Below are 23,435 nucleotides of genomic sequence, written 5' to 3' on the forward strand. Positions count from 1 at the left end.
AGACCCAGTTCGCCGTCGTCTTCGGCGAAAGGTTCGTCAGCCAATGACGAAACCGGCCTCGCGCACAGAATTCCTGACAGTTCCCCGGTCTTGAGGTGCAAACCATCAAAGTCCCATGATCTCGGCTGTTGGCTCGGCAACTCGCCCAGAGCCGCTTTCATGGGATGAAATTATATATACCAACGTTCACGTCGCGCAACGAATAACGCTGCGCCAACTTCACGGCCGTCTTTTTACATGGACCGTAGATCGGCTCGAAAAAAAGCCAAGGTTGCCAGTCATCGGGTACCAGCCGCGACGACAGGACATCGACACAATGCAGCAGACCAAAGCGCCTTACTTCAGCGCCAACCGCGGTATTGCCGTCGGCTTCTGACCCTTTCAACACCAGATCATCTCCGAGGCTTTCATGACCTCTTCCTTAAACAGACTGCGCATTGCCGTGCTCTTTGGCGGACGTTCCGCCGAACATGACGTTTCGGTGCTTTCCGCAACCAATGTCATGCGTGCGCTGCTGCCTGCCAAATACGATGCCGTCCCAATCTTCGTCACGCGCGAGGGACGGTGGCGGCTGAGCAGCTTTCAGGATGGTAAGCTCGCGAAACCTGCAGGCGGCACGGAAGTTTGCCTGCTTCCGGGTGGGCGCGGACGGATGATGGCGATCCCGGCCGACGGCACGCCCTATGATCTGCCAACGATCGACATCCTGTTTCCCATCCTGCACGGCCCGCATGGCGAAGACGGCTCGGTACAGGGGGTGGCCGAGGTGGCTCTGGTGCCGCTTGCCGGCTGCGGCATCCTGGGTTCAGCAACCGCGCTGGACAAGGATGTCACCAAGCGGCTCCTGAAAGCGGCGGGTCTGCCAATCGCGCGCTCAGTGACGGTCCATGAAGGTGCGGCGCCCGCCCTCGCCACACTCGAAGGCGAACTCGGCCTGCCGTTCTTCATCAAACCGGCGCGTCAGGGATCGTCTGTCGGGGTCAGAAAGGTCAATGCCAGCCAGGAATTCGATGGGGCGCTTGCTGAAGCCTTCCAGCACGATTGCAAGCTGTTGGCCGAGGAATTCGTTCATGGGCGCGAGATCGAATGTAGCGTGTTGGAGGACCCGGCAGGCGACCTGTTCGTCTCGCGGCCAGGCGAGATCGTGCCGGCGGAAAGCCACGGTTTCTACAGCTACGATGCCAAATACATCGACGAGAACGGCGCGGCGCTAAAAGTGCCGGCCGAACTGCCGCCCGAGGTCGAGGCAAGCATGCGGGATGTGGCTGCAAGGGCTTTCAGAGCCGTCGGCTGTGACGGGATGGCGCGCATCGACTTTTTCCTGACACCGGACATGCAGTTCTTGGTCAATGAAATCAACACCATCCCCGGCTTCACCGATATCAGCATGTACTCCAAGGCAATGGCGGCAAGCGGCGTCAGCTATTCCGAAATCATCGACCGGCTCGTGGAACATGGACTGGCGCGGGCCGGCCGAGCAGCCTGAATGCAGCGAAGCGGCTTTCAGATCCCGGCGGATGGAACGTTGGCCTGTGTCGTATCTTACGACATGATCAGGCCGCCATCGACATTGATGGTCTGCCCGGTGATATAGGCCGCATCGTCGCTGGCGAGAAAGCTGACCAGGCCGGAGACGTCCTCGCCGCTGCCGGCGCGGCCCATCGGGATGTTCTCCACCCATTCGGCCATCAGCTCGCCGGGCTTGTAGTCGCCCATCAACTTGCCCCATGCGGCATCGTTATAGGCCCACATATCGGTGTCGATGATGCCGGGGCAGATCGCGTTGACGGTGATCTTCTCCTTCGCCACTTCCTTGGCGAGGCTCTGGGTGATGCCGACGACGCCGAATTTCGAGGCCGCATAATGCGGCGTGTAGATAAAGCCCTGCCGCGCCTGGCCGGATGCGGTGTTGATCAGCCGGCCGCCATCGCCATGCTTGCGGATGCGCGCGATCGCCTCCTGGCAGCACAGGAACACGCCCTTGGTGTTGACCGCCATCACCTTGTCCCATTCTGCCTCGGTCATCGCCTCGATCCTGGCGATGGTGATGACACCGGCATTCTGCACTGAGATGTCGACGCGGCCGAATTGTTGCTCGGCCAGGTCGTAAAGCGCGACGACCTCTTCCTTTTTGGTCACGTCCATGCGCATCCACGCAACCTTGGCGCCCGCAGTCTTCAGATCGGCGGCAACCTCTTCAACGCGCGCGTCGATGGCGCTGACGACGACCGCAGCACCTTCCACGGCGAAGCGCCTGGCCATTGCCGCGCCAATGCCGCCGCTCGCGCCGGTGATGACCGCCGTTTTTCCCTGGAATCGCTTCTGCATTTTTTCTCCTACCAGCAGACGAAGCCGCCATCGACGATCAGGTCGATGCCGGTGACGAAACTCGCGGCGCGGCTGGCCAGGAACACGGTCGGGCCGACCATCTCTTCCGGCGCCGCCATGCGGCCCATCGGCGTGTCGCGCTCGAAGATCCTGACCTGGTCGGCGACCTCCGGTCGCTTGTTCATCGGGGTCAGCGTATAGCCGGGGCTGACGACGTTGACGCGTAGACCGCGATCGGCCCATTCCATGGCGAGGCTCTTCGACATGTGGATGACCGCGGCCTTCGACGAGTTGTAATGCGCCTGGGTCAGGCCGCGGTTGACAATCGAGCCCGACATCGAGGCGATGTTGATGATCGAGCCCTTGCGCCGCGTCAGCATGGCACGGGCCTCGGCCTGGCAGGACAGGAACACGCCGCTGACATTGACGTCATAGAGCTTCTGCCACTTTTCCAGCGACAGCGTCTCTGCCGGCTCAGCTCCGGCGACGCCGGCATTGTTGACTGCGATGGTCAACGCGCCGAGTTCCTGCTCCGTACGCTCGATCGCGGCCGCGAGATCGGCCTCTGAAGTCACCGTGCCGGTCAGCACCAGTGCCTTGCGGCCGCGTGCTGTGATCTGGTGTGCGGTCTCCTCCAGCCCGCCTTTGGAGGCGTGGCCAAAGCAAGCTATGTCGGCGCCGGCCTCGGCCAGGCCGATGGCGATTGCTTGCCCGATGCCGCTGCCGGCGCCTGTCACAAGTGCCACGTCACCATGAAGATCGAATAGTTTCATCGTCGGTCCCTCTCCTCCAACCGCCGTCCTCCGGAAATAAAGGGGCGCCAACTCTGTTGCTGGCGCCCCGCGCGGTCTGGTGCCCGGGAGGATACCACCTGCTGCGCTTTGTTTCGATGGGCTGTCCTAGCTCGTGGCGAGTTCCATGACGGCGACATTGCTCGCATCACTGCGGTCGAGAATGCCGCGCTGACGGCCGCGGCTCAGCACGAGCACGCGATGCGACAGGCCGAGCACTTCCTCGAGGTCGGAACTCACCACCACCACCGCCATGCCGGAACGGGCAAGGTCGGCGATGACATCGTAAATCGCGGCGCGGGCACCAACGTCGATGCCGCGCGTCGGCTCGTCCAGGATAAACACCTTGGGCGGGCGCGACACCCATTTGGCAATGATCACCTTCTGCTGGTTGCCGCCTGAAAGCTTGCTGACCGCCTGGTTCGGCCGGCCTTTGACGCCGAGCCGGCGAATACCGGCCTCGGCGAATTTCTGCACCGCCTTCGGGAACACCCAGCCATTCGGCGCGACATGGTCGAAATTGCCGATCGCCAGATTCTCGCCGATCGTCTGGTCGAGCACCACGCCTTGCGCCTTGCGGTCTTCCGGCACCAGCACGACGCCGGCCTTGATCGCCGCCGCCGGCCCATTGAGATGCACCGGCTTGCCGGCGACGCGCACCGAGCCGGATGAGATCGGGTCGGCGCCGGCGATCGCCCTCACCAGCTCCGTGCGGCCGGCGCCGATCAGCCCGGCAATGCCGAGGATTTCGCCGGCCCGCACTGAAAAGCTGACATTTTGAAAGCTGCGTTCCGGCGAGGACAGGTTCTCGACCTCGAGCAGCGTGTCATTGCGGGGCGCCGACAAAGTCGGGAACATCCGCTCGACGCTGCGGCCGACCATCTGCTCGACGACAGTGCGCACCGGAATATCGGCGCGCTCGTGCCGCGCGACGATGCGCCCGTCGCGCATCACCACCACACGGTCGGCGATTTGGGCGATTTCGTCCAGCCGGTGGCTGATATAGATGAAGGACATGCCTTCCGCCTTGAGCTTGCGGATTTGCTGGAACAGGAGCTCCGTTTCCTCGCCGCCAAGGGCGGCCGTCGGTTCATCGAAGATCAGCAGCTCGGCATTGAGCGTCAGCGCCTTGGCAATCTCGACCTGCTGCTGGGCGGCGATACGCAGCGTGCGCACCTTGCGCTCGGGCGAGACATCGAGCCCGAGGCGCTTCAACTGGGCTGATGCCCGTGCATTCATTGCCGCGCGGTCGATGCGGCCGCCGCGCATCGGCAGGCGCCCGACATAGACGTTTTCGGCGACCGACAGATCCGGCAGCAGCTTCAACTCCTGGTGGATCATGCCGATGCCGGCGTCGATCGCCGCGGCAGGATTGGCGGGGGAATAAGCGTTCCCCCGCCAGGTGATGGTGCCGGCATCGGGCTTGGTCGACCCGGCGATGATGTTCGAGACGGTGGACTTGCCGGCGCCGTTTTCGCCAAGCAGCGCCACGACCTCGCCCGGCCGCACCTCGAAGCTCGCATCGGCCAGGACCTGCACCGGTCCGTAGCTTTTGCAGAGGCCGCTGACGACGAGACCCAGATTGGGGCTGTGCGTGTGGCGAGGTTCGGTGGACATTGTTGCGCTCGTCGACTGCCGGACTGGTCTAAATCAGGGATGCTTGGCGATGAACTGCTCGACATTGTCCTTGGTGGTCAGCGTCGCATCCTGCAGCTGTTCTGCGGGAATGGTCTCGCCGGCCACCAGCTTGATTGCCGCATCGACGGCAAGCCGGCCCATGCCCTGGGTCTGCTGCGTCGCCGTCACGTCGAAGACGCCGTCCTTCAGCGCCTTGAGCGCCGCCACGTCGCCGTCGAAGCCGGCAACCCAGACCTTGTGGCCGGGATTGGCGACCTTGACCGCCTGCGCCGCACCGAGCGCCAGCGCATCGGCCTGGCCGATGACGATCGACACGTCGGGATGCGACTGCAACAGATCCTGCGTCAGCTTGAAACCTTCGTCCTGGTGCCAGCCTTCGCTCCACAATTCGCCGACGACCTTGATGTCGGGATAGCCCTTCAGCGCTTCGCCGCAGCCCTTCGAGCGATCGACCTCGGGCGTCGTACCCTTCTGGCCGTGGATGATGATCAGCTCGCCCTTGCCGCCGGCCTGCTTGGCGATGTAGTCGCAAACCGCTTTCGCCGATGCCACGCTATTGGTGGCGATGAAGGTGTCGCCGGGCGCGCCGTCGGCGTTGCGGTCGACATTAATGACTGGGATGCTGGCAGCCTTGGCCGTCTTGGTCGGCACGGTGGCGGCGGTGGCGCCGGCCGGAATGTAGATCAGCGCATCGATATTCTGCGTGATCAGATCCTGCACCTGGCTGACCTGGGTCGCCGAATCGCCCTTGGCGTCGACGGTGACGACCTCGATGCCCTTTTCCTTGCCGTAGGCTTCGACGGACTGCTTGATCTGGTTGAAGAAGTCGGCCTGCAGATTGGCGACGGCGAGGCCGAGCTTCTTGGCTTCCTTGGCCGAGGCCATGTCGGACAGGCTAAGCAGCGGGATGATGGCCGCGGCGGCAAGCAGCAATGAACGTTTAGTCAGCATGTTATTCCTCCGTTGATGTTCAATCTGTCCTGCCCGCGCATCGCGGCGCCCCGTGGCCGAACAACTCCCAGTTTCGGATCACCGATCCGTTTTCGCCCGAATATCCGGGTGAATCTCATTGAGCCCAATTCTTCATTGTGCCCCATTTTTCATTGTGCTCTGCGCCGCCAGGTGTCGGTGGCCACCGCCAGCGCGATCACCACGCCGATAACCACTTGCTGGATGAAGGGCGAGACACCGAGCAGGTTCAGTCCGTTGCGCAGCACGCCGATGATGAGGACGCCGATGGCTGTGCCGCCGATCGAACCGACGCCGCCCGACAGGCTGGCGCCGCCGATAACCACCGCCGCGATGGTGTCGAGCTCGTAGCCAAGGCCGGAGCTCGGCTGGACGGAATCGAGCCGGGCGGCAAGCACGATGCCGGCGAGACCGGCCAGCACGGCGCAGATCGTATAGACCCAGTTTGTCAGCGACTTGACCGGTATGCCGGACAGCCGGGCGACTTCGGCGCTGCCGCCGATTGCGTAGAGGCTGCGGCCGGTGGCACGATAATTCAGGAAGATCGCGAAAATGACGGCAAGCACGATCATCAGCCCGACGGTGACCGACAGGAAGCCGAAATGGCGGATGATCGACAGGCTGGTGAACCAGTCGGGAAAGCCGACGATCTGCGAGCCGTCGGTGATCATATTGGCGAGACCGCGCGCCACCGACATCATGGCCAGCGTGGCGATGAAGGGCGGCAGCTTGGTGACCGTCACCAGCAGGCCCGAAACCAGCCCGCAAAGGCCGGCGACGACGAGGGCTGCGGCGATGCCGGCCGGCAGGCCGAGATTGAGATAGTCCGGATGGGCGACGAAGCCCATCACCATGGAAGCCAGCGCCAGCACCGAGCCAACGGACAGGTCGATGCCGCCGATCAGGATGACCAGCGTCATGCCGATCGCCATGATGCCGAGTACGGTAACCTGGTCGAGCACGTTGAGGATGTTGCGGATGGTCAGGAACGTATCGGTGGTCAGCGAGAGCGCCAGGCACAGCAGGACCAGCCCGATCAGCGGGCCCATGGTTCCGGCAAAGACAGCCGAAAACTTTGCGCCCGTCGTGGCCTGCGTACCAGAGCCTGCTTTCAACTCGCTTGCGTCGTTGCTCACAGCCACTTCGTCTCCTCCACAGCAATCCGGCGCTGCATCACCGGGCCACTTTGTTCACCAGGCCCCTCCATGTGAACAATTTATCTTTAACATGCAATTTTGTTCAGCTAAACTGTTCGTCGGAAAATTGTCAAGGCCCTGCCGTTTCATTCGACGACGGTTTGCGCTGTCCGCCGGTTTGCCTTACGCAAGGTCTCGGAAATCTTGGGCATTTCGAAGTCGCCGGATTGGAATATCATGAGCAGAGCCGGCGGCTGCGGCAAGGCAAACAGATGACGATCGTAGAGAACGAAAGAGCCTCGCGCTTTCCCGACGCCGAACTCAAGGCCCGCGCCGCCTGGCACTATTATGTCGAGGGTCTTACACAGGAGCGGATTTCCGAAATTCTCGGCGTCGGCCGCATCAAGGTACATCGCATTCTCTCCGCCGCCCGCGAAGAGGGTGTCGTCCAGTTTCGCATCCGCGACAGCGTCGTCGAATGCGTGGTTTTGGAGGAAAGCCTCAAGCAGAGGTTCGGGCTCAGCCAGGCTGTTGTGGTGCCGTCGGCTGCCGACCGAAGCAACGCACCGCTGATGATCGGCCACGCCGCCGCCGCCTATCTGGCCGACCATGTGAATGCCGGCGATGTCATTGCGCTGGGCTGGGGGCGGACGCTGAAATTCGCCATCAATGAGTTGCCAAGGCGGCCTATCGCCAGGACCACGGTGGTTTCGATGCTTGGCGGCCTGACCCATGCACAGCCGCTCAACCCGACAGAAAGCGCCTGGGATTTCGCCGAGAAGATCGGTGCGGAGTGCTTCCTGCTGCCGGTGCCGGTCTATGCCGACCGGCCGGAACAGCGCGACGCGTTCATGAGCCAGCGCAGCGTTCAGGACGTTGTCTTCCGTGCACGCCGGGCAAACATTGCCGTGCTCAGCGTCGGCTCGTTTTCCAACGACAGCCCGATCGCCAATTACGGCTTCATCAAGCCAAGCGAACTCGAGGAACTGCAGGCGGCCGGCGCCGTCGGCGATATTCTGTGTCATTTCATCGACGCCGAGGGCCGCCCGGTCGACCACGAGGTGAACCGCCGCGTCTGTGCCTATCCGCTGCAGGATCTGTCGGATATCCCGAGCATCATCCTGGTGTCGGGAGGGCAGGAAAAGATTGCCATCATGCGGGCAGCACTCGCCAACACCAAGGTATCGGTTCTGATCACCGACGAGGATGCGGCAAAGGGGCTGCTCAACCGCTAGTCGCGTTGAGAGCACTCAGCCGCACGTGGATATCGCGCGTCGCTTGATAGAGATCGCGGTAGATTGCCTTGCGGCCGCGATAGCCGGCAACAAGTCCATCGACCGGGTCGACATGCATGGTGGGAGCGGCAGCCATTGCCTTTGCGGCGGCTTCCGGCGAGGCAAACCAGCCGACCGCGGCGGCCGCCAGCATGGCGGCGCCGAGTGCGGCGGCTTCGTTGACCGGCGAAACCGAGATCGGCCGCTCGAGCACGCTTGCCATGATCTGCATGAGGAGTACGCAATTGGTGCCGCCGCCGGCGGCAATCATCGCCGCCTGTCCGCCGGCTTGGGCTTCCATGGCCTCGGTGGCAACGGCCTGCTCGAAGGCGATGCCTTCCAGGACAGCGCGGAAAAGATGCTCCGGCCGGTGGTCGAGCGACAGGCCGACAATGGCGCCACGCGCGGCACCATCCCAATAGGGGCTCATGACGCCGGCCCAATAGGGCAGGACGAGCAGGCCCTCGCTGCCAGCGGCAACCTCCAGCGCCGCTTTCTCCAGTGCTGCCGCCGACGGCGAACCGGTCGTGCGGACAATCCAGTCGACCAGTTGCATGCCCGAACGCAGCACTGTCTCCAACATGAAACCGGAACCGGTCGGCGAGACCAGCGTGCGAAAGGCGTCCGAGGTTTTCACCTTGCCGGAATAGCAGCCGCTGACCACGCCGGAGCCGAGCGAGAGATAGCTCTTGCCTTCGCCGTAGACGCCCATGCCGAGGCCCATCGCCTGGCCGTCCCCAGCGCCGGCAACGACCGGCGTGCCGGCCCTCAGGCCGGTCAGTTGCGCCGCGGTTGCGGAAAGCCCGCCGCAAATTGCGCCCGGCGCGACCAGGTCGGGCAATTGCTCCATCTGCAGTCCGGCGGCCGCAACGAGGCGGGGATGCCAGGTACCTCTCTCTACGTCGAGGAGCCCGAGCGGATCCGCACTTGCGGTGCTGGTGACCAATCGCCCGGTCAGCCGCTGGACGAAGAAACCGTGCACGTCGACCAGTGCCGCTGCCTGGTGAAGCATCTGAGGCTGGTGTTCGGCAAGCCAGGCGATGGCGTAGAGCGCCGGCGTCGGGTCCGGCGGCTTGCCGCTCCAGTCGCGGATCGCCTCGCGGCCGAGTTCGGCCGAAAGCCTGATAACCTGCGGCCGGGCGCGTTCGTCCAGCCACAGGATCGCCGGAATAAGTGGTTTGCCGGCGCTGTCGACCAGCGTGAAGGTCTCGCGCTGGTGGGCAATGGAGATCGCCGCCACGCGGAAAGCGCCGACCGCCTCAGTGACCTGCTTCAATGCGCCAAGCAGCGCCGTCCACCAATGTTTGGCGTCCTGCTCGAAATGGCTGGGCTTCGGATTTGAAAGCGGATAAGTCTCGCGTGCCTGGAACAGCTCCTCGCCGTCGCGGGTGAAGGCAATCGCCTTCACGGCCGTGGTCGAGGCGTCGATCCCGATTACGATATCGTCCATCAGGCGGAGATCCGGCGGGGTCAAGCCGCGTTGGTAGCGAACCGTCCGTCCGACTGATCGAGACGACGGCGGATCTGGGTTATCACCATCGAATCGTCGGGTACACAATTTTCATAGGTCAGGAAATCGCCGATCTTGAGCGGCTTGACCACCTTGGCCCGTTCGGCAAGGCCGAGCGGCAGCGCGCCCCGGGCGCGTGCATCTTCCCATGTCATGGCGAACCCGCGATAGTCGTTCTCGCCGATCATGCCGAGCGACTGGCCGACGCCAAGATCGCTCTTGGCAACCGCCACCGCCTCGGCGACCGGACGGTCGAGCGGCTCCATGTCGGCCCGTTTGTAGACGACGGCGCGCGCCGCCGACAGCGGCACTTCCAGGCTGGTCAGATGATAGGGCCGGAAGATCGTGAAATAGGGGCCTTTGCCGACCTTGAGGTCGATCATGCGCTCCAGCACGCGCGGATGCTGGGTCTCGATGATGCAGAACACGCCGGGCGCCACGCCCTTGCCGATCGAATAATCGACCACGCCCTTGCGATGCAGCACGCCGCCATCCTCGCGCGGGCAGAGCACGCTGGCGAGCTCCTCCAGCGTTGCGGTTGGGCCGTGCATGCCCGGCACGTCGGGCACCAGGCCGGTGGCATTGGCGATCGCCACCATTTCGATGGCCGTCTTCGAGCCGTCGACGAATTCGACCAGCATGCGCGCATTCATGTTGCGCTCGGCCGCTTCTTTCTCGTAATCGGCCGGCATGGCGTCGATCTTCAGCGGATTGTTCTTGCCCTTGCCGGCGGCGATGATGTTGAAGCCGAGGCTTTTGGCAAAGCCGATGATCTCCAGCGTGCAGGCCGGCTCGTCGCCGGCGGCACCGGTATAGACGACGCCGGCCTTGCGTGCCTCGTCCTTGAGGAAGCGGCCGATCGTGATGTCGGCCTCGACATTGAGCATGACGATGTGCTTGCCGTTCTTCATCACTTCCAGCGCGAACAGCGTGCCGATATTGGGATTGCCCGTCGCGTCGATGATGACGTCGATCCGGCCAGCCGCCGCCAGCGCGTGCAAATCTTCGGTCACCGCAATCTTGCCGGCCTCGATGGCGCGGTCGATCGCCGCCGCATTGCCGGCCTGGACGATGTCGGAACGGTCGTGGCCAGCGAGCAGCGCCGCGTCGATCGCTGCCTGCGGCCTGACCTCGGAAATAGCGCCGATCCGCATGCCCGGCATCAGTGCCACCTGGACGACGATGTCGGTGCCCATCTGACCGGCGCCGGCAAGCCCGATGGTGATCGGCCCCTGCTGTTCAGCGCGCTGCAGAAGTTCCGCTGCAAATTGCGGATGGGACATGTCGCTTCCTCCAGTTCTTGACGCGCCGCAGCGTCCAAATCAACGTTTTGAACATTCCTATTTCCAAATGAAAAATATTTCAACCTGCAATTGGGACATTCCCGCTCTGGAATGGCCGATCGCTTGGGGTCAGCTGCCGGTCAGGGCACGACCTCTGCAGGTAGCCGGACGGCGCCGACCGATGCGGGTTGCTCGACGTTGCCTTGAGGTGGCGCGGTCTCTACCTCAGCTGCCGATCTCGAAGAAGGGCGCGCCGAGCAGGTCGGGAACGACATCGATGCCAAGTCCCGGCCCGTCCGGAATGCCCATGCGGCTGCCCCAGACCGGCGGCATATTGGATGCGGTGCGCACCGTCACCCATTCGTGGAAGGCGATGGCGTGCAGCCGGCGCTCCTCGGGCGTCGACAGCGACAGATGCGCCATGGCCGATGTGTCGATCTCGGCGCCGCCAGTGTCCTCGACGGTGATCATGAAGCCGAGATCGACGGCGAGGTCGCGGATTTGGCGCGTTTTGGTCACTCCTCCGAGCCGCGAGATCTTCAGCGTCAGCCCGTCGGCAGCGCCCTTGCGGTGGATGTCGAGCATGTCGTCCAGCGAGGCGACGGATTCGTCGAGCACCATCGGTTTGTCAAGCGAGCGGCGCACCGACATGCATTCGTCGATCGTCGTGCAGGGCTGTTCGAACGTGTAGTCGATGGTGCGCGTCGCATCCACGAACTGGCGTGCCTGGTAAGGCGTCCAGCCGGCATTGGCGTCGCAGAAGATGACGGTGCCCTTCGGCACCGCGGCGGCGACGGCTGTGACGCGTTCGATGTCGTCATGGACGTTGCCGCCGACCTTGACCTGCAGTCGATGAAAGCCGTCTTTGACGATGCGCTTGGCAAGTGCAGCCATCGCGTCGACCGTGCCATGGGTGACGACCTTGTAGAGTTCGGCCGTCTCGCTCTCGCGTCCGCCAAGCAACGTAACCAGCGGCACGTCGGCGGCGCGCGCCGCGAGATCCGAGCATGCCATGTCGAGCGCCGACTTGACGTAGGGATGGCCCTTGAACACCGTATCCATGAGCCTGTTGATCCCGGCAAGCCCGCGTGGGTCATGGCCCATGAGATGCGGCGCGATCTCGACGACGCCGGCGCGCGTGCCGGCGGCGAACGCCGGCGAGTAAAAATTGCCGAGCGGCGCCATCTCGCCCCAGCCGGTGAGCCCGCTATCTGCGGTGACGGCGACGATCACAGCGTCGAACGCATCGGCGACGCGCCCCTTCGACATCCGGTAAGGTCCGTCCACAAAGGGCTGCACGACATGGTAGGCTTTGATGGTTTTGATCTGCACGTCTTCTGTCCGTTGTCTGTGTTCCGGGATGACCGCCAAACTTGTCGGGCTCAGCCGCCTTTGGGCCGATTGCGCGTTAGGCCGGCACGATCCGCGCCGGCGCCCTTTGAGCCACGCTCTTCCAACTCGCGCGCATAGGCGAGCAGTTCCTCGAAATCCAAATCGATATGCTCCTTGGCGTGGCGCTGGGCAGCGCGCATGTCGCTGCCCTGGAGCAACTGCACATAGGTTTCGTGAGCGTCTTCGGCAGGCACCGGCTCGTTGCGGGCCCGCTGGTGCAGCGCAAAATACATCTGCAGCCGGCTGGCCAGCCGCTGCCAGGTTTCCAGCAGCACCGAGTTGTCGGCCCATTCGTGGATCAGTCCATGCAGTTGCAGCGCCGTTTCGATCTGCCGCGTCGTGTCCAACTCGCGCGTCGCCTGCTTCACCGCCGCATGCCGCCGGTCGATCTCGTCGAAGAAGCGCTGGTCGCGAAGCGGCCAGGTCCGCTCGATGGCGAATTCGTCCAGCACCTTGTTGAGCGAATAGGCATCGTCGATGTCCTTGGCGGTCACCTCGATGACGAAGGTTCCGGCGTAGGGGATGCTGGTCAGGATGCCTTCCTGCACCAGTTCGCGCATCGCCTCGCGCAGCGGCGCACGGCTCACCCGCATCTGCTCGGAAATCCTAAGTTCGTTGAGCTTCTGCCCCGGTTCCAGCTGGCCGGTCAGGATCGCGCGCCGGAGCAGCGCCACGATCTCGGCCCGGCGTGTCGTATCCGCGATCGGACTGAAATCCAGCGTTGCCATCCGGCTGCTCCAGGAGACCAAAAGCAACACAGCAGATTGTCGACAATCTAACAAGAGGTAATTGCGGGTACAGGTTCTCCGCTGGCCAGCTGCTTGCGGCAGACGGGTACGTCACGGCGCGCTCTACTTGCGCCTTCATGGCTCCTGCCAAGGTCGAGTGTGCCGATGAGGCCGATCTTGCCGACCCTGCTCAGCAAAAACGGCGCCCTCGGCGTGGGAGCCGAAGGCGCCGCGGGACCGGACCTGATGGGGGTTATCAGGTGGCCGGTTTCTGGGGTAGCGGCGAGACCGGCATTCCCGGACCGATCTTCTGCAGATTGCCGGTGATCACCTGGTCGCCTTCGGCTACGCCGCTCAAGATGGCCACCTGATCGCCATTGGTCGGTCCGAGCGAAACGATGCGCTGGTCGACGGTGTTGTCCTTGCCGACGACATAGAGGTATTTGCCGAGCTGGCCTGAGCCGAGTGCCGTCTGCGGTACCATCAGCGCATCGGGCTGCTCTTTGACGTGCAGCCGGACGCGGACATACTGGCCGGGCAGCAGGGTGAACTTGCCGTTGCCGACCGTCGCCCGTGCCGTGATCGTGCCGGTCGAGCGATCGATCGTGTTGTCCATGAAGGTAAGATCGCCCTTCTGGCGCGGTTCGGTTTCACCGGGAAGCAGGACGTCGACACTGATCGGTCCCGCGGCCCGAGCTTCCTCGATCTGGGTCAGGTCCGTTTCGCTCGGATTGAAGGTGACGTAGATCGGATCGAGCTGCACCAGCGAGTTGAGCACCGTGCCGGCAACGCTGACCAGCGTTCCGACGGAAGCCTGGCTGCGTCCGATGCGTCCCGCGAATGGAGCACGGATTTCGGTATAGCTCAAATTGAGCTCGGCGGTCCGCAAGGCGGCCTGGTTCACGGCGAGCGAGGCCTGAGCCTCGCGCAAGGTGCTGGTGCGCTGGTCGAACACGTCCTTGGCGAGATAGCCGCTCTTGGCGAGCTCGCTGCCGCGCCCGAGATTGGAGCGCGCATAGTCGAGTGTTGCCGTGTCGCGCTGGATAAGCGCCTTCGCCTGCTCCAGGGCAGCCTGGAAATCCTCCGGGGCGATCTTGTAGAGAAGGTCGCCCTTTGCAACATCGCCGCCGTCGGTGGCGACCTGCTCCTGCAGATAGCCCGGCACGCGCGCCTGCAGCGTAATGCTGCGGATCGGCTCTACCCGGGCGGCGTAGTCGAGATAGATCGGGATCGTCTTCTTGACGACGCTCACCACCGGCACCGGCATGACAAAGGCTTCCGGCTTGGGTGTCGCCGCCCCGGCCGTGCCGGCGTTGAGGCTGAGACTGCCCATGTCGAGCAAGTGAACGCTCGCTATCGAAATCGCCCCAAGGGCGACGGCCGTTCCCAGCGCGATTTTCCATTTACGCATGATCGATTCTCCAGTCCTATTCAGCCGCTTCGGCCAATGGCTCGAAGGCGGGTTCGGCGGTTGGTTGTTCAGTCGTTTCGGAGACCGGTTCGCTCTCGCTGCGGCGCTCGCGCAGCTGCTCGATCACCGCATAGAAGACCGGCACGAACACCAGCGACAGGATGGTCGCCGCGACCATGCCGCCAAAGACAGTGGTGCCGATCGACTGCCGGCTCGCGGCACCTGCACCTGTAGCGAACATCAGCGGCAGCACGCCGAGGATGAAGGCGAAGGCGGTCATCAGGATCGGCCGCAGCCGCAGCCGCGCCGCTTCCATCGCGGCGTCGACGATGCTGAGGCCTTCTTCGCGCCGGCGCCGGGCAAACTCGACGATCAGAATCGCGTTCTTGGCCGCCAGTCCGATCAGCATGACGAAGCCGATCTGCGAGTAGACGTCGATCTGCATGCCGCGCAGCCACAGCACGACGAACGCACCGAACAATGCGAGCGGCACCGCCAGCAGCACCATGAACGGCATCGCCCAGCTCTCATATTGCGCGGCAAGGATGAGGAAAACGAAGACGATGGCGAGGCCGAAGACGACGGATGCGATCGATCCCGCCTTGAGCTCCTGATAGGTGATGCCGGTCCATTCGTAGCCGAAATCTCTCGGCAACGCCGTGGCAGCGGCACGTTCCATTGCCGCCACCGCCTGGCCGGACGAAAAGCCGGGGGCGGCGCCGCCATTGATCAGGGCCGACGCATTGTTGTTGTAGTGCGGCACGGTCTCGGGGCCGACGATGGGCACAAGCTTGCCCAGCGTGCTCAGCGGCACCATGCCACCCGACGCATTGCGGACATAGAGCCGCGAAATGTCGGCCGGACCGGCTCGAGAGTCCTTGTCGGCCTGGATCGTCACCCGGAAGGTGCGGCCAAACAGGTTGAAGTCGTTCACATAAAGCGAGCCGAGATAGATCTGCAGCGTGTTGAAGACGTCCGGCAGGTTGAGCCCGAGCAGCTTTGCCTTGGCGCGATCGAGATCGTAGTTGAACTGCGGCGTCGAGGTCGAGAACGACGAGAACAATTGCTGTGGGTTGAGCTCCGGCTGCTTGCGCGCCTCGGCAATCACAGCTTGCGTCGCATCGTTGAGCGCCACGCTGCCGCGGCCGGTCAGATCCTCGACCTGGAACTCGAAGCCACCGGTGGTGCCGATGCCCGGGATCGAAGGCGGGTCGAAGCTCAGCGCAAAAGCCTCCGGAATTTGCAGCAGCTTGTTGCGCACGTCGGCGACGAGCTTCGAGGCGCTCTGGTCGGGGCCGCGTTCGTCCCATGGCTTCAGGATGGCGAATTCGACCGCCGAGTTCGACTGCGCGGCACTGGTCAGGAAGTTCAAGCCGCTGATCGAGCCGACAATGTCGACGCCGGGCGTGTTCTGCAGGATATCGCGTGCCTTTTGCGCCACTGCATCGGTGCGTTCCAGCGAGGCCCCGTCGGGGAGCTGGATAACGACGAAGAAGTAGCCCTGGTCTTCGACCGGAAGGAAGGTCGAGGGCAGGCGCTGCCAGACGAAGTAGGTCGCGACAAGTCCGGCCGCGAACAGGCCAAGCATGATCCAGCGCAGACGGATGAGAATGCGCACGCCATTCGCATACGCATGCGACAGCCGTTCGAAGCCCATGTTGAACCAGCGGAACAGCACGAACTGCGTTTCAGGCCGGTGGCGCAGGAACGCCGCGCTGAGCGCCGGAGTAAGCGTAAGCGAGACAAAGGCCGAGATGCCGAAGGAGATCGCGACCGTCAGGGCAAACTGGTTGTAGAGCCGGCCGGAAACGCCGGGGATGAAGGCAACCGGCACAAACACGGCCATCAGCACGGCGGTCGTGGCGATGATCGGTCCGGTGACCTCGGCCATCGCCGTACGCGTGGCAGCCAGCGGTTTGAGGCCGGCCTCGAGCTGGCGTTCGACATTCTCGACGACGACGATCGCGTCGTCGACGACGAGGCCGATCGCCAGCACCATGCCGAGCAGGCTGAGCATGTTCAGGGAGAAGCCGAACATGTACATGACGACTAATGTCGACACCAGCGACACCGGAATCGCGATCGTCGGGATGATCGTGGTGCGCCAGCTTTGCAGGAAGATGAACACCACCGCGACGACCAGGACCAGCGCCTCGCCGAGCGTGATCAGCACGTCATGCATAGACGCCGATACGAAACGTGTCGTATCGTAATGCATGGCATAGCTGACCCCCTTCGGGAAGCGGGCCGACAGCTCCTGCATCTTGTCCTTGACGCGCTGCTGCAGATCGAGCGCGTTGGAGCCCGGCATCTGGTAGACCGCGAGCACCACCGTCGGGTCCTTGCCGAAGAAGGCCGACGACGAATATTGCAGCGCGCCGAGCTCGATGCGCGCAACGTCGCGGAGCCGCACCAACGAGCCGTTGGCGGTATTGGCCCGCACGACGATGTCGCCGAACTCCTTGGGGTCGCTCAGCCTGCCGACGGCGTTGACCTGCATCTCGAAAGCGGTGCCGGCCGGAGCCGGCGATTGCCCGATCTTGCCGGCCGCCACCTGGACGTTCTGCTCGGCGACGGCGTTCTGCACGTCGACGGCGGTGATGCCGAGATTGGCGAGCTTGTCGGGATCGAGCCAAACGCGCATCGAATAGCGCCGCTCGCCGAAGATCTGCACGTCGCCGACGCCAGGCAGGCGCTTCAGCGGATCGACCACCTGCAGGTAGGCGAGATTGCTCAAAGTGACCGGGTTGACGGAGCCGTCCGGGGAGGTGAGGTCGACGATCAGGACGAAGTTCGGGTTCTGTTTCTTGATCGTCACGCCGCCCTGGTTGACGATGGCCGGCAACGAGGAAGCCGCCTGCGAAACGCGGTTCTGGACGTCGACGGCGGCGGTGCTCAGGGAATAGCCGACCTCGAAAGTGATGGTGATCGTCGAGGAGCCGTCATTGGAGCTCGACGACGACATATAGGTCATGCCCTGAACGCCGTTGATCTGCTGTTCGAGCGGCGTCGTCACCGTGTCGGCGACAACCTGCGCGCTGGCGCCCGGGTAGTGGGCGCTGACCACGACCTGGGGCGGCGTGATGTCGGGAAACTGCGAGACGGGCAGCAGAAAATAACAAATGCCCCCGGCGAGCACCATGATGATGGCGATCGCCGACGCAAAGATCGGACGATGAATGAAGAAGTTTACCATGAGATGCACGCCTCGCCCGATGCTCTGGCCCGGCCAAAGGCCCTGGCCACCCTGGACAGTCGCCGGCTGCGCGTTGAGCCGGAATCTTCGAGAAAGCCGAAATCTTGCAGCGGGCGACGCGGCGCGTTGCGGCGCTCGGCCTGCTCGTCCGCCAGCGCACGCAGCATCGCCTCGAAAGACCGCGGATCGACGCGGTCGGCCTTCATCAGCATGCGGATCATCGGATCCTTCACGACTTCATCGATCGTCAGATCATTGCGCTGCGACATCGAAGCGGCTCCTGGTTTTTGGCGATCCGCGGCAGGCCGCGGATCGGGTGTTCTCTTGCTCGCCGGCCGAGGCCGTAAGGTGCGGTTCGTCCCCTTGCCGATTGGGCGGGGCTGATGGCCGGCACTTGCGAGTTTGACATGATGCAATGCGGGTGTTACAGGTAAGTAACATCTCTAACGTTACAGACCGGTAACACCCTAGTCAAGAGGTGCACCGAGGGAATTTCGGGAAACGCAATCACGGAGGTTTTGATGACAGACGGTGTTGTGGAGCGTGTTCGCCCCCGGGACAGGATCCTGGAGACGGCACGGGACATGTTTCACAAGCATGGCATTCGCGGCGTCGGCATCGACGCCATCACCGAGGCCGCCGGTACCAACAAGATGACGCTCTACCGGCATTTCGAGTCCAAGGACGACCTGATCATCGAATGTCTGCGGGCGACCGCCTGCAGCGCCAACGCGATGTGGGAAAAGTTCGAGGCCGAGAATCCGGGCGACAAACTGGCGCAACTGCACGCCTGGGTCCGGATGGCGGCCGATTGCCTGATGTCGGATCGTCGCGGTTGCGACATGGCCAACGCCGCCATCGAGCTGAGCGAGACCGATCATCCGGCAAGGCAAGTGATCAAGGAACTCAAGGAAGCGCAGCGCGAGCGGCTGGTCTCGCTGTGTCGCGATGCCGGCATCGGCCAGGCCGAACTTCTCGCCGACACGCTGTCGCTTCTGCTCGAGGGCGCCCGTGTCAGCCTGCAAAGCGTCGGCGCCGAAGGCCCGAGCGCGCAGTTCGTCCGCATGGCGGAAGGCCTGATCACTTCTTTCAGGGCCAGATAGTCTCGCAAGCGGCGAAACCATTGACAGCTCGTTGGTTACGAGCCGCGCCGCCGAGCGCTCTTTCGTCCCATTCGGATGTGTCGTCACCACACTTCTCCGTCTGCCGCCGCGCCATTCCTTGCGCGGCGTATTGCTTGTTGGTTGTGAGGGCAAGATAGGGCCGGCAGCGAATTGGTGAGAGTGACAAGTGTGACAGGATTCCGCCCGGAAATGCCGTGGCGATCTCAGCGAAGGCCCATCGATTCGCGGATCGGTACTCGTCCCGGTGATAGTCATGGCCCCAGCCTTGGCCGATACCTCAGAGCCGGAACGAAAAAAGCCCGCTGCCGGGAGGAGGTGGCAGCGGGCTTGATTTTCGAATGCGGTGCGGGAGGAGGTGCACCGAATTCAACGTCGGCATCGCATCTGGGAGGAGTAGATGGCCGACGCTTATGAACTTACTGGTTGCCCAATGATTCGGCAACCACAAAAGTTGCATAGCTGATGTGCAGATTTGCGGTATCAACCGAATTTTAACGATCGAGGCCGAGCGAACACCGCCCTCGCGCGGCATCACTGCACCGGGACATTTTCCTTGAAGATCAGGCGCGGCTCGATGAATTTCCGCGTCAGATAGGGCGCCGACGAGGCGATCGAGCCGAGCAGGCGAATGACCGACTGTTCGGCGATCAGCCTGGCATTCTGGTCGATGACGACGTCGAGCAGATCGTCGACGAGATAGCCGCGCGTTTCGCGCGTCAGATCATGGCAGATGAACACCGGCTTTTTCTGCGGTCTGGCTTCGAGCAACGCTTTCGCCACGCCTGATCGTCCGGCGCCGATACAGTAGATGCCGAGCAGCTCCGGCTCGTTGTGCAGCGCGTTCATGGTCGCGGTGTAACTGACCTCCGGCTCGTCGTTGATCTCGACGGCACTGGTGACGGTCAGATTGGGGAACTCCTCGCCGAGCACGGAGCGAAAGCCCATTTCGCGTTCCTCGTGGCCGCGATAGGAACGTGAGCCGACCACCATCGCCAGATGGCCTTTGCGGCCGCCGAGGAACCGTCCCATCAGCAGCGCCGCGGTGCGGCCCGCCACCCGGTTGTCGATACCGACATAGGCCGAGCGGGGCGCGCCCGGAACGTCGGACACCAGCGTGACTAGGCGGATGCCGGCCTCGACGATCTCGCGCAAGATGTTGCGCGTCCTTGGATGATCGACGGCAATGACGCCGACCCCGTTCGCCTTGAGGGAGAGGTTTTCGACGGCTGTCTGTAAGGCGCTCGGCGAAATGCCGGTGAGCTTATGGATGCGGCAGGAGGCGACCAGCGGCAGGCGCGCCGCATAATCCTCGATGTGCCTGGCCAGATCGGCCATGAAGGCATTGCTGCCGATCGGCAGGAAGAATTCGAGATGCGCCGGCCGCGAGGGCAACGCGACCTGGTCGACAACCGGCAGATAGCCGAGCTGCTTGGCCGCCTCCATTACGCGCTGCCGGTTGGCGGCACTCGCCCCCGGCCGGTTGTTGAGCACACGGTCGACCGTCGCGGTCGACAGGCCGCAGCTCCTGGCAATATCCGAAACGGTGGCTTTCATCTCGCAACCATGTGGCGATGCGATCCAGTGCCTCGGCGGTCAGCCGGCGGTCAGTCGTGCCGCTTTGTGCGCTCGACCAGCGCGTCGTGGATCTCCTTGTCCGACATGCCGGTGATGACGCGTTCGACTTCGGCGACGCTGGTCTTCTTCGGGTCGATATCGTCGGCGACCACCTTGCCGCGGCGCATGACGACGATGCGGTCGACCACCTGGAAGACGTGGTGGATGTTGTGGGCGATGAAGATGCAGGAATGGCCGGAATCGCGGGCGCTGCGCACGAAGCTTAGAACGCCTTGCGTTTCGGCGACGCCGAGATTGTTGGTCGGCTCGTCGAGGATGATGAGGTCGCTGTCGAAATGCATGGCGCGTGCAATCGCCACCGCCTGCCGCTCGCCGCCGGAGAGCGAGCCGATCGGCGTCGTCGGCGGGATGTTCTTCGAGATGCCGACCTGCTTGAGCAGGTCGCGGGCAACCACGTTCATCGCCTCCTGGTCCATGCGGTTGAGGAAACGCGGCGGCTTGATCGGCTCGCGTCCAAGGAACAGGTTGCGGGCGATCGACAGTTGCGTCACCAGCGCCGAGTCCTGATAGATCGTCTCGATGCCGTGGGCGATGGCGTCGCTGGTGCTGCGCAAATTTACCCTCTTGCCGCGGATGAAGATGTCGCCGCTGGTCAGCGGGACCGCGCCCGACAGCACCTTGATCAGCGTCGACTTGCCGGCGCCATTGTCGCCGAGCAGTCCGACGATCTCCCTTTCGTTGACATGGAAATTGGCATCAACCAGCGCCTGAACGCGGCCATAGGACTTGCGGATGTTCGTCATGCGGATCAGCGGCTCGACCATCGTCTCAAGTCCCTGCCTGATGCCGGCGTTCCAGCCAGGAGTGGAGCGCCATCATGCCGAGGATGATAGCGCCGATGAAGATGTTGTAGGCAAGGCCCGGCACGCCGATCAGCACGATGCCGTTGCGCATCACGCGCAGGATCAGGATGCCGAGCACCGTGCCGATGATGGTGCCGCGCCCGCCGGTCAGCGCCGTGCCGCCGATCACCACCATGGCGATGACTTCGAGCTCGTAGCCGGTGCCGCTGTTGGGGTTGGCCGCAGAGGTGCGCAGCGAGCTGATGACGCCGGCAAGCGAGGCCAGGATCGACGACAGGATGAACAGGCCGATCTTGACGCCGCTGACATTGACGCCGCGCGCCCTTGCGGCACTCGGGTTGCCGCCGGCCGCCTGGATCCAGTTGCCGATCCGGCTCTGCGTCAGCACGTAGCCGAGCGCGACGGCGGCCGCGATGAACCAGAACAGCGACATATAGATACGGAACGGCCCGATGAAGAAATCGCCGACCAGGGCTTCCGCCAGCCAGCTCCCCTCGGCGCTCCAGGTCCGCTGCGGAAACCCGTTGGTGACGAACAAAGCGGTGCCGCGCACCACCAGCAGCATGCCCAGCGTCACCAGGAAGGACGGGATCTTGAGCTGCGTCACGAACCAGCCATTGACCAGCCCGATGAAGGCGGCAACCACCAGGGCAACGGCGAAGGCGGCTTCGAGCGAGGTGAGACCGCTGTTGAACAGCGTCCACATCAGGACCGGCGAGAAGCCGAACACCGAGCCGACCGAGAGGTCGAATTCGCCCGATGTCATCAGCAGTGTCATCGCCAGCGCGATCAGCCCGAGTTCGACCGTGAAGGCCAGCGTGTTCGAGATGTTCTGCGGCGACAGGAAGTCGTGATTGATGCCCCAGAACACGGCAATCTCGACGACAAGCAGCACGAAAGGCCCGAACTCTGGCCGCGCGATCGAGCGTTGGATAAGGGAACGATTTTCCACCTTGGACCCGCGATAGGATTGGAACTGGCCGAGACGGCAACCGGCTTCGGCGGAATGATGAGACAGCCACGGCCGCCGGAGCGGCCGTGACCAACTCGATCGCGGATTTATTTGCCGGACAGGATCTTGTCGTAGACTGCCGCGGTGTCCTTCTCGTACAGCGCGCCGGTGGTCACGTCGAAGCCGGGCGGAATGCCGCTCGCCGCCATGTTGGCGAGCGAGAGCGCGACGTAGCTGGTCGCCTGCGGATCCTGCCACTGGCCGGCATTGACGTAGCCGTTCAGCACTTCCTGGGTGGTATCGAGCGAGTTGCCCCAGCCGACAACCGGGATTTCGCCCGGCTTGACGCCGACCTGGTCGAACACTCGCTTGATCGAACCGGTGACAAGGTCGCCGAGACCGATGACCGCCTTGACCTTGGCCCTGTTGGCGGTGAGGTAATCGACCATGCGGTTGATCACTTCGGCCTGGTCGAGCGTCGCTTCGGTGATTTCATAAGTGATGCCGAGCGGCTCGAAGACGCTCTTGATGCCTTCCTCTTCCTGGACGCCATAGGTGGCGCCGGGAATTTCGACCGGCATCCAGACGAAGTCGCCCTTCTTCACCAGGCCCTTGTCGACCAGATACTGCGCCCAATGCTTGCCGAAGGTGACGTTGTCGCCGCCGACATAGGCGTTGAAATCCGCCTTCGGGTCGGGCGTGTTGAAGTTGATGATCGGGATGTTCGCCGCCCGCGCTTCCTTGACGATCTCGACAAGGCTGCCCGGATCGGGGCTGGTGGTGGTGATGCCGTCGGCCTTGGCGGCGATTGCGGCGCGAACGGCTTCCTGCTGCGACGCCACGTCACCATTGTGGAACGAGGTGTTGACGGTATTGCCGGTGTCCGTCGCCCATTGCTTGGCGCCGGCAAGGAAGTAGGTCCAGACCGGATCGGCCGGGCCGCCATGCGAAATCCAGTAGAATGTCTTGGCCTGTGCCGCGGCCGGAATGGCCAGCGCCACCACCAAGCCAAGTACAAGCAGTCTTAGCCTCGTCAGCATTTGATTTCCTCCCATTTGAACCGAACTCCTCCTCCCACGACGATCGCGGCGAAAAACCGTGCGCGGCAAAAACCGCGATCGTATTCTGCCAGCGTCGACCTGGGTGCATCAGAGCATCCCCTTTTTCGATCGATGGCAAGCCTTCATCTGCCAGTGGTAGTTGGCGCATCCGCAGGCGCCATCAGCCCTACCATCAGATTGCATCAGTTTGCGTGATATTTTTCA

General features: G+C 63.4%; 20 protein-coding genes. 3 read left to right on the forward strand and 17 right to left on the reverse strand.

The genetic code is table 11. From position 1 onward, the window contains the following. Positions 1 to 157: 157 nt before the first annotated feature. On the reverse strand, positions 158 to 388 hold the full coding sequence (locus NKJ93_RS10390; RefSeq protein ID WP_352588893.1) for a hypothetical protein: 231 nt from the start codon (positions 386 to 388) through the stop codon (positions 158 to 160). Positions 389 to 409: 21 nt separating this feature from the next. Between NKJ93_RS10390 and NKJ93_RS10395 the strand changes: the two genes are divergently transcribed. Continuing rightward, positions 410 to 1,486, forward strand: coding sequence for a D-alanine--D-alanine ligase family protein (locus NKJ93_RS10395; protein WP_352588896.1), 1,077 nt, complete (start codon positions 410 to 412; stop codon positions 1,484 to 1,486). Positions 1,487 to 1,542: 56 nt separating this feature from the next. Here NKJ93_RS10395 and NKJ93_RS10400 read toward each other — a convergent pair whose 3' ends face one another. From NKJ93_RS10400 to NKJ93_RS10420, 5 genes are all read right to left on the reverse strand, one after another. Next, positions 1,543 to 2,328, reverse strand: a complete 786-nt coding sequence (locus NKJ93_RS10400; protein WP_352484100.1) for an SDR family oxidoreductase — start codon at positions 2,326 to 2,328, stop codon at positions 1,543 to 1,545. An 8-nt stretch (positions 2,329 to 2,336) separates the two neighbouring features. Beyond that, a complete protein-coding gene (locus NKJ93_RS10405; RefSeq protein ID WP_352493993.1) occupies positions 2,337 to 3,101 on the reverse strand; it encodes an SDR family oxidoreductase in 765 nt (254 codons plus the stop codon). A 126-nt stretch (positions 3,102 to 3,227) separates the two neighbouring features. Continuing rightward, a complete protein-coding gene (locus NKJ93_RS10410) occupies positions 3,228 to 4,736 on the reverse strand; it encodes a sugar ABC transporter ATP-binding protein (protein ID WP_023716792.1) in 1,509 nt (502 codons plus the stop codon). 33 nt (positions 4,737 to 4,769) lie between these two features. Further along, complete coding sequence (locus tag NKJ93_RS10415) at positions 4,770 to 5,708, reverse strand: sugar ABC transporter substrate-binding protein (RefSeq protein WP_352484098.1); 939 nt, start codon at positions 5,706 to 5,708, stop codon at positions 4,770 to 4,772. Between the two features lie 149 nt (positions 5,709 to 5,857). Next, the gene (locus NKJ93_RS10420; RefSeq protein ID WP_502895879.1) at positions 5,858 to 6,841 is read right to left on the reverse strand and encodes an ABC transporter permease; all 984 of its coding nucleotides are present in this window, start codon (positions 6,839 to 6,841) and stop codon (positions 5,858 to 5,860) included. 293 nt (positions 6,842 to 7,134) lie between these two features. On the opposite strand from NKJ93_RS10420, the gene NKJ93_RS10425 reads away from it, so the two are divergent. Then, complete coding sequence (locus tag NKJ93_RS10425; RefSeq protein WP_031193335.1) at positions 7,135 to 8,097, forward strand: sugar-binding transcriptional regulator; 963 nt, start codon at positions 7,135 to 7,137, stop codon at positions 8,095 to 8,097. Here the strand turns inward: NKJ93_RS10425 and NKJ93_RS10430 are convergent. The 7 genes from NKJ93_RS10430 to NKJ93_RS10460 form a co-directional block, all read right to left on the reverse strand. After that, entirely contained in the window at positions 8,087 to 9,586 is a 1,500-nt protein-coding gene (locus NKJ93_RS10430; protein ID WP_352588899.1) for a xylulokinase, read from the reverse strand. The two genes, NKJ93_RS10425 and NKJ93_RS10430, sit on opposite strands and share 11 nt — an antisense overlap. A gap of 20 nt (positions 9,587 to 9,606) precedes the next feature. Then, positions 9,607 to 10,929: an NAD(P)H-dependent oxidoreductase gene (locus tag NKJ93_RS10435; protein WP_023716797.1), complete on the reverse strand. Its 1,323-nt coding sequence runs from the start codon at positions 10,927 to 10,929 to the stop codon at positions 9,607 to 9,609. 225 nt (positions 10,930 to 11,154) lie between these two features. Continuing rightward, on the reverse strand, positions 11,155 to 12,261 hold the full coding sequence (locus tag NKJ93_RS10440; protein WP_352548714.1) for a mandelate racemase/muconate lactonizing enzyme family protein: 1,107 nt from the start codon (positions 12,259 to 12,261) through the stop codon (positions 11,155 to 11,157). 50 nt (positions 12,262 to 12,311) lie between these two features. Then, the gene (locus NKJ93_RS10445; RefSeq protein WP_352588902.1) at positions 12,312 to 13,049 is read right to left on the reverse strand and encodes a GntR family transcriptional regulator; all 738 of its coding nucleotides are present in this window, start codon (positions 13,047 to 13,049) and stop codon (positions 12,312 to 12,314) included. Between the two features lie 256 nt (positions 13,050 to 13,305). Further along, positions 13,306 to 14,460, reverse strand: coding sequence for an efflux RND transporter periplasmic adaptor subunit (locus tag NKJ93_RS10450; protein WP_023716800.1), 1,155 nt, complete (start codon positions 14,458 to 14,460; stop codon positions 13,306 to 13,308). 16 nt (positions 14,461 to 14,476) lie between these two features. Further along, entirely contained in the window at positions 14,477 to 17,656 is a 3,180-nt protein-coding gene (locus NKJ93_RS10455) for an efflux RND transporter permease subunit (protein WP_023716801.1), read from the reverse strand. Next, positions 17,650 to 17,925, reverse strand: a complete 276-nt coding sequence (locus NKJ93_RS10460) for a hypothetical protein (RefSeq protein WP_023716802.1) — start codon at positions 17,923 to 17,925, stop codon at positions 17,650 to 17,652. Before NKJ93_RS10460 ends, NKJ93_RS10455 begins: the two co-directional genes overlap by 7 nt. A 252-nt stretch (positions 17,926 to 18,177) precedes the next feature. Here NKJ93_RS10460 and NKJ93_RS10465 point away from each other — a divergent pair, with 252 nt between their 5' ends. Further along, entirely contained in the window at positions 18,178 to 18,759 is a 582-nt protein-coding gene (locus NKJ93_RS10465) for a TetR/AcrR family transcriptional regulator (protein ID WP_023716803.1), read from the forward strand. A 552-nt stretch (positions 18,760 to 19,311) separates the two neighbouring features. Here the strand turns inward: NKJ93_RS10465 and NKJ93_RS10470 are convergent. From NKJ93_RS10470 to NKJ93_RS10485, 4 genes are all read right to left on the reverse strand, one after another. Beyond that, a complete protein-coding gene (locus tag NKJ93_RS10470; protein ID WP_352588905.1) occupies positions 19,312 to 20,334 on the reverse strand; it encodes a LacI family DNA-binding transcriptional regulator in 1,023 nt (340 codons plus the stop codon). Between the two features lie 50 nt (positions 20,335 to 20,384). After that, on the reverse strand, positions 20,385 to 21,179 hold the full coding sequence (locus NKJ93_RS10475; protein ID WP_023716805.1) for an ATP-binding cassette domain-containing protein: 795 nt from the start codon (positions 21,177 to 21,179) through the stop codon (positions 20,385 to 20,387). Positions 21,180 to 21,183: 4 nt separating this feature from the next. Continuing rightward, complete coding sequence (locus NKJ93_RS10480) at positions 21,184 to 22,170, reverse strand: ABC transporter permease (protein WP_352493998.1); 987 nt, start codon at positions 22,168 to 22,170, stop codon at positions 21,184 to 21,186. A 107-nt stretch (positions 22,171 to 22,277) separates the two neighbouring features. After that, positions 22,278 to 23,210 carry a substrate-binding domain-containing protein gene (locus NKJ93_RS10485; protein WP_352588908.1) on the reverse strand — a complete coding sequence of 311 codons (933 nt, stop codon included), beginning with the start codon at positions 23,208 to 23,210 and terminating at the stop codon, positions 22,278 to 22,280. Positions 23,211 to 23,435: the final 225 nt, after the last annotated feature.

The sequence above is a fragment of the Mesorhizobium sp. M0028 genome, assembly GCF_040323855.1.
Taxonomy (GTDB): Bacteria; Pseudomonadota; Alphaproteobacteria; order Rhizobiales; family Rhizobiaceae; genus Mesorhizobium.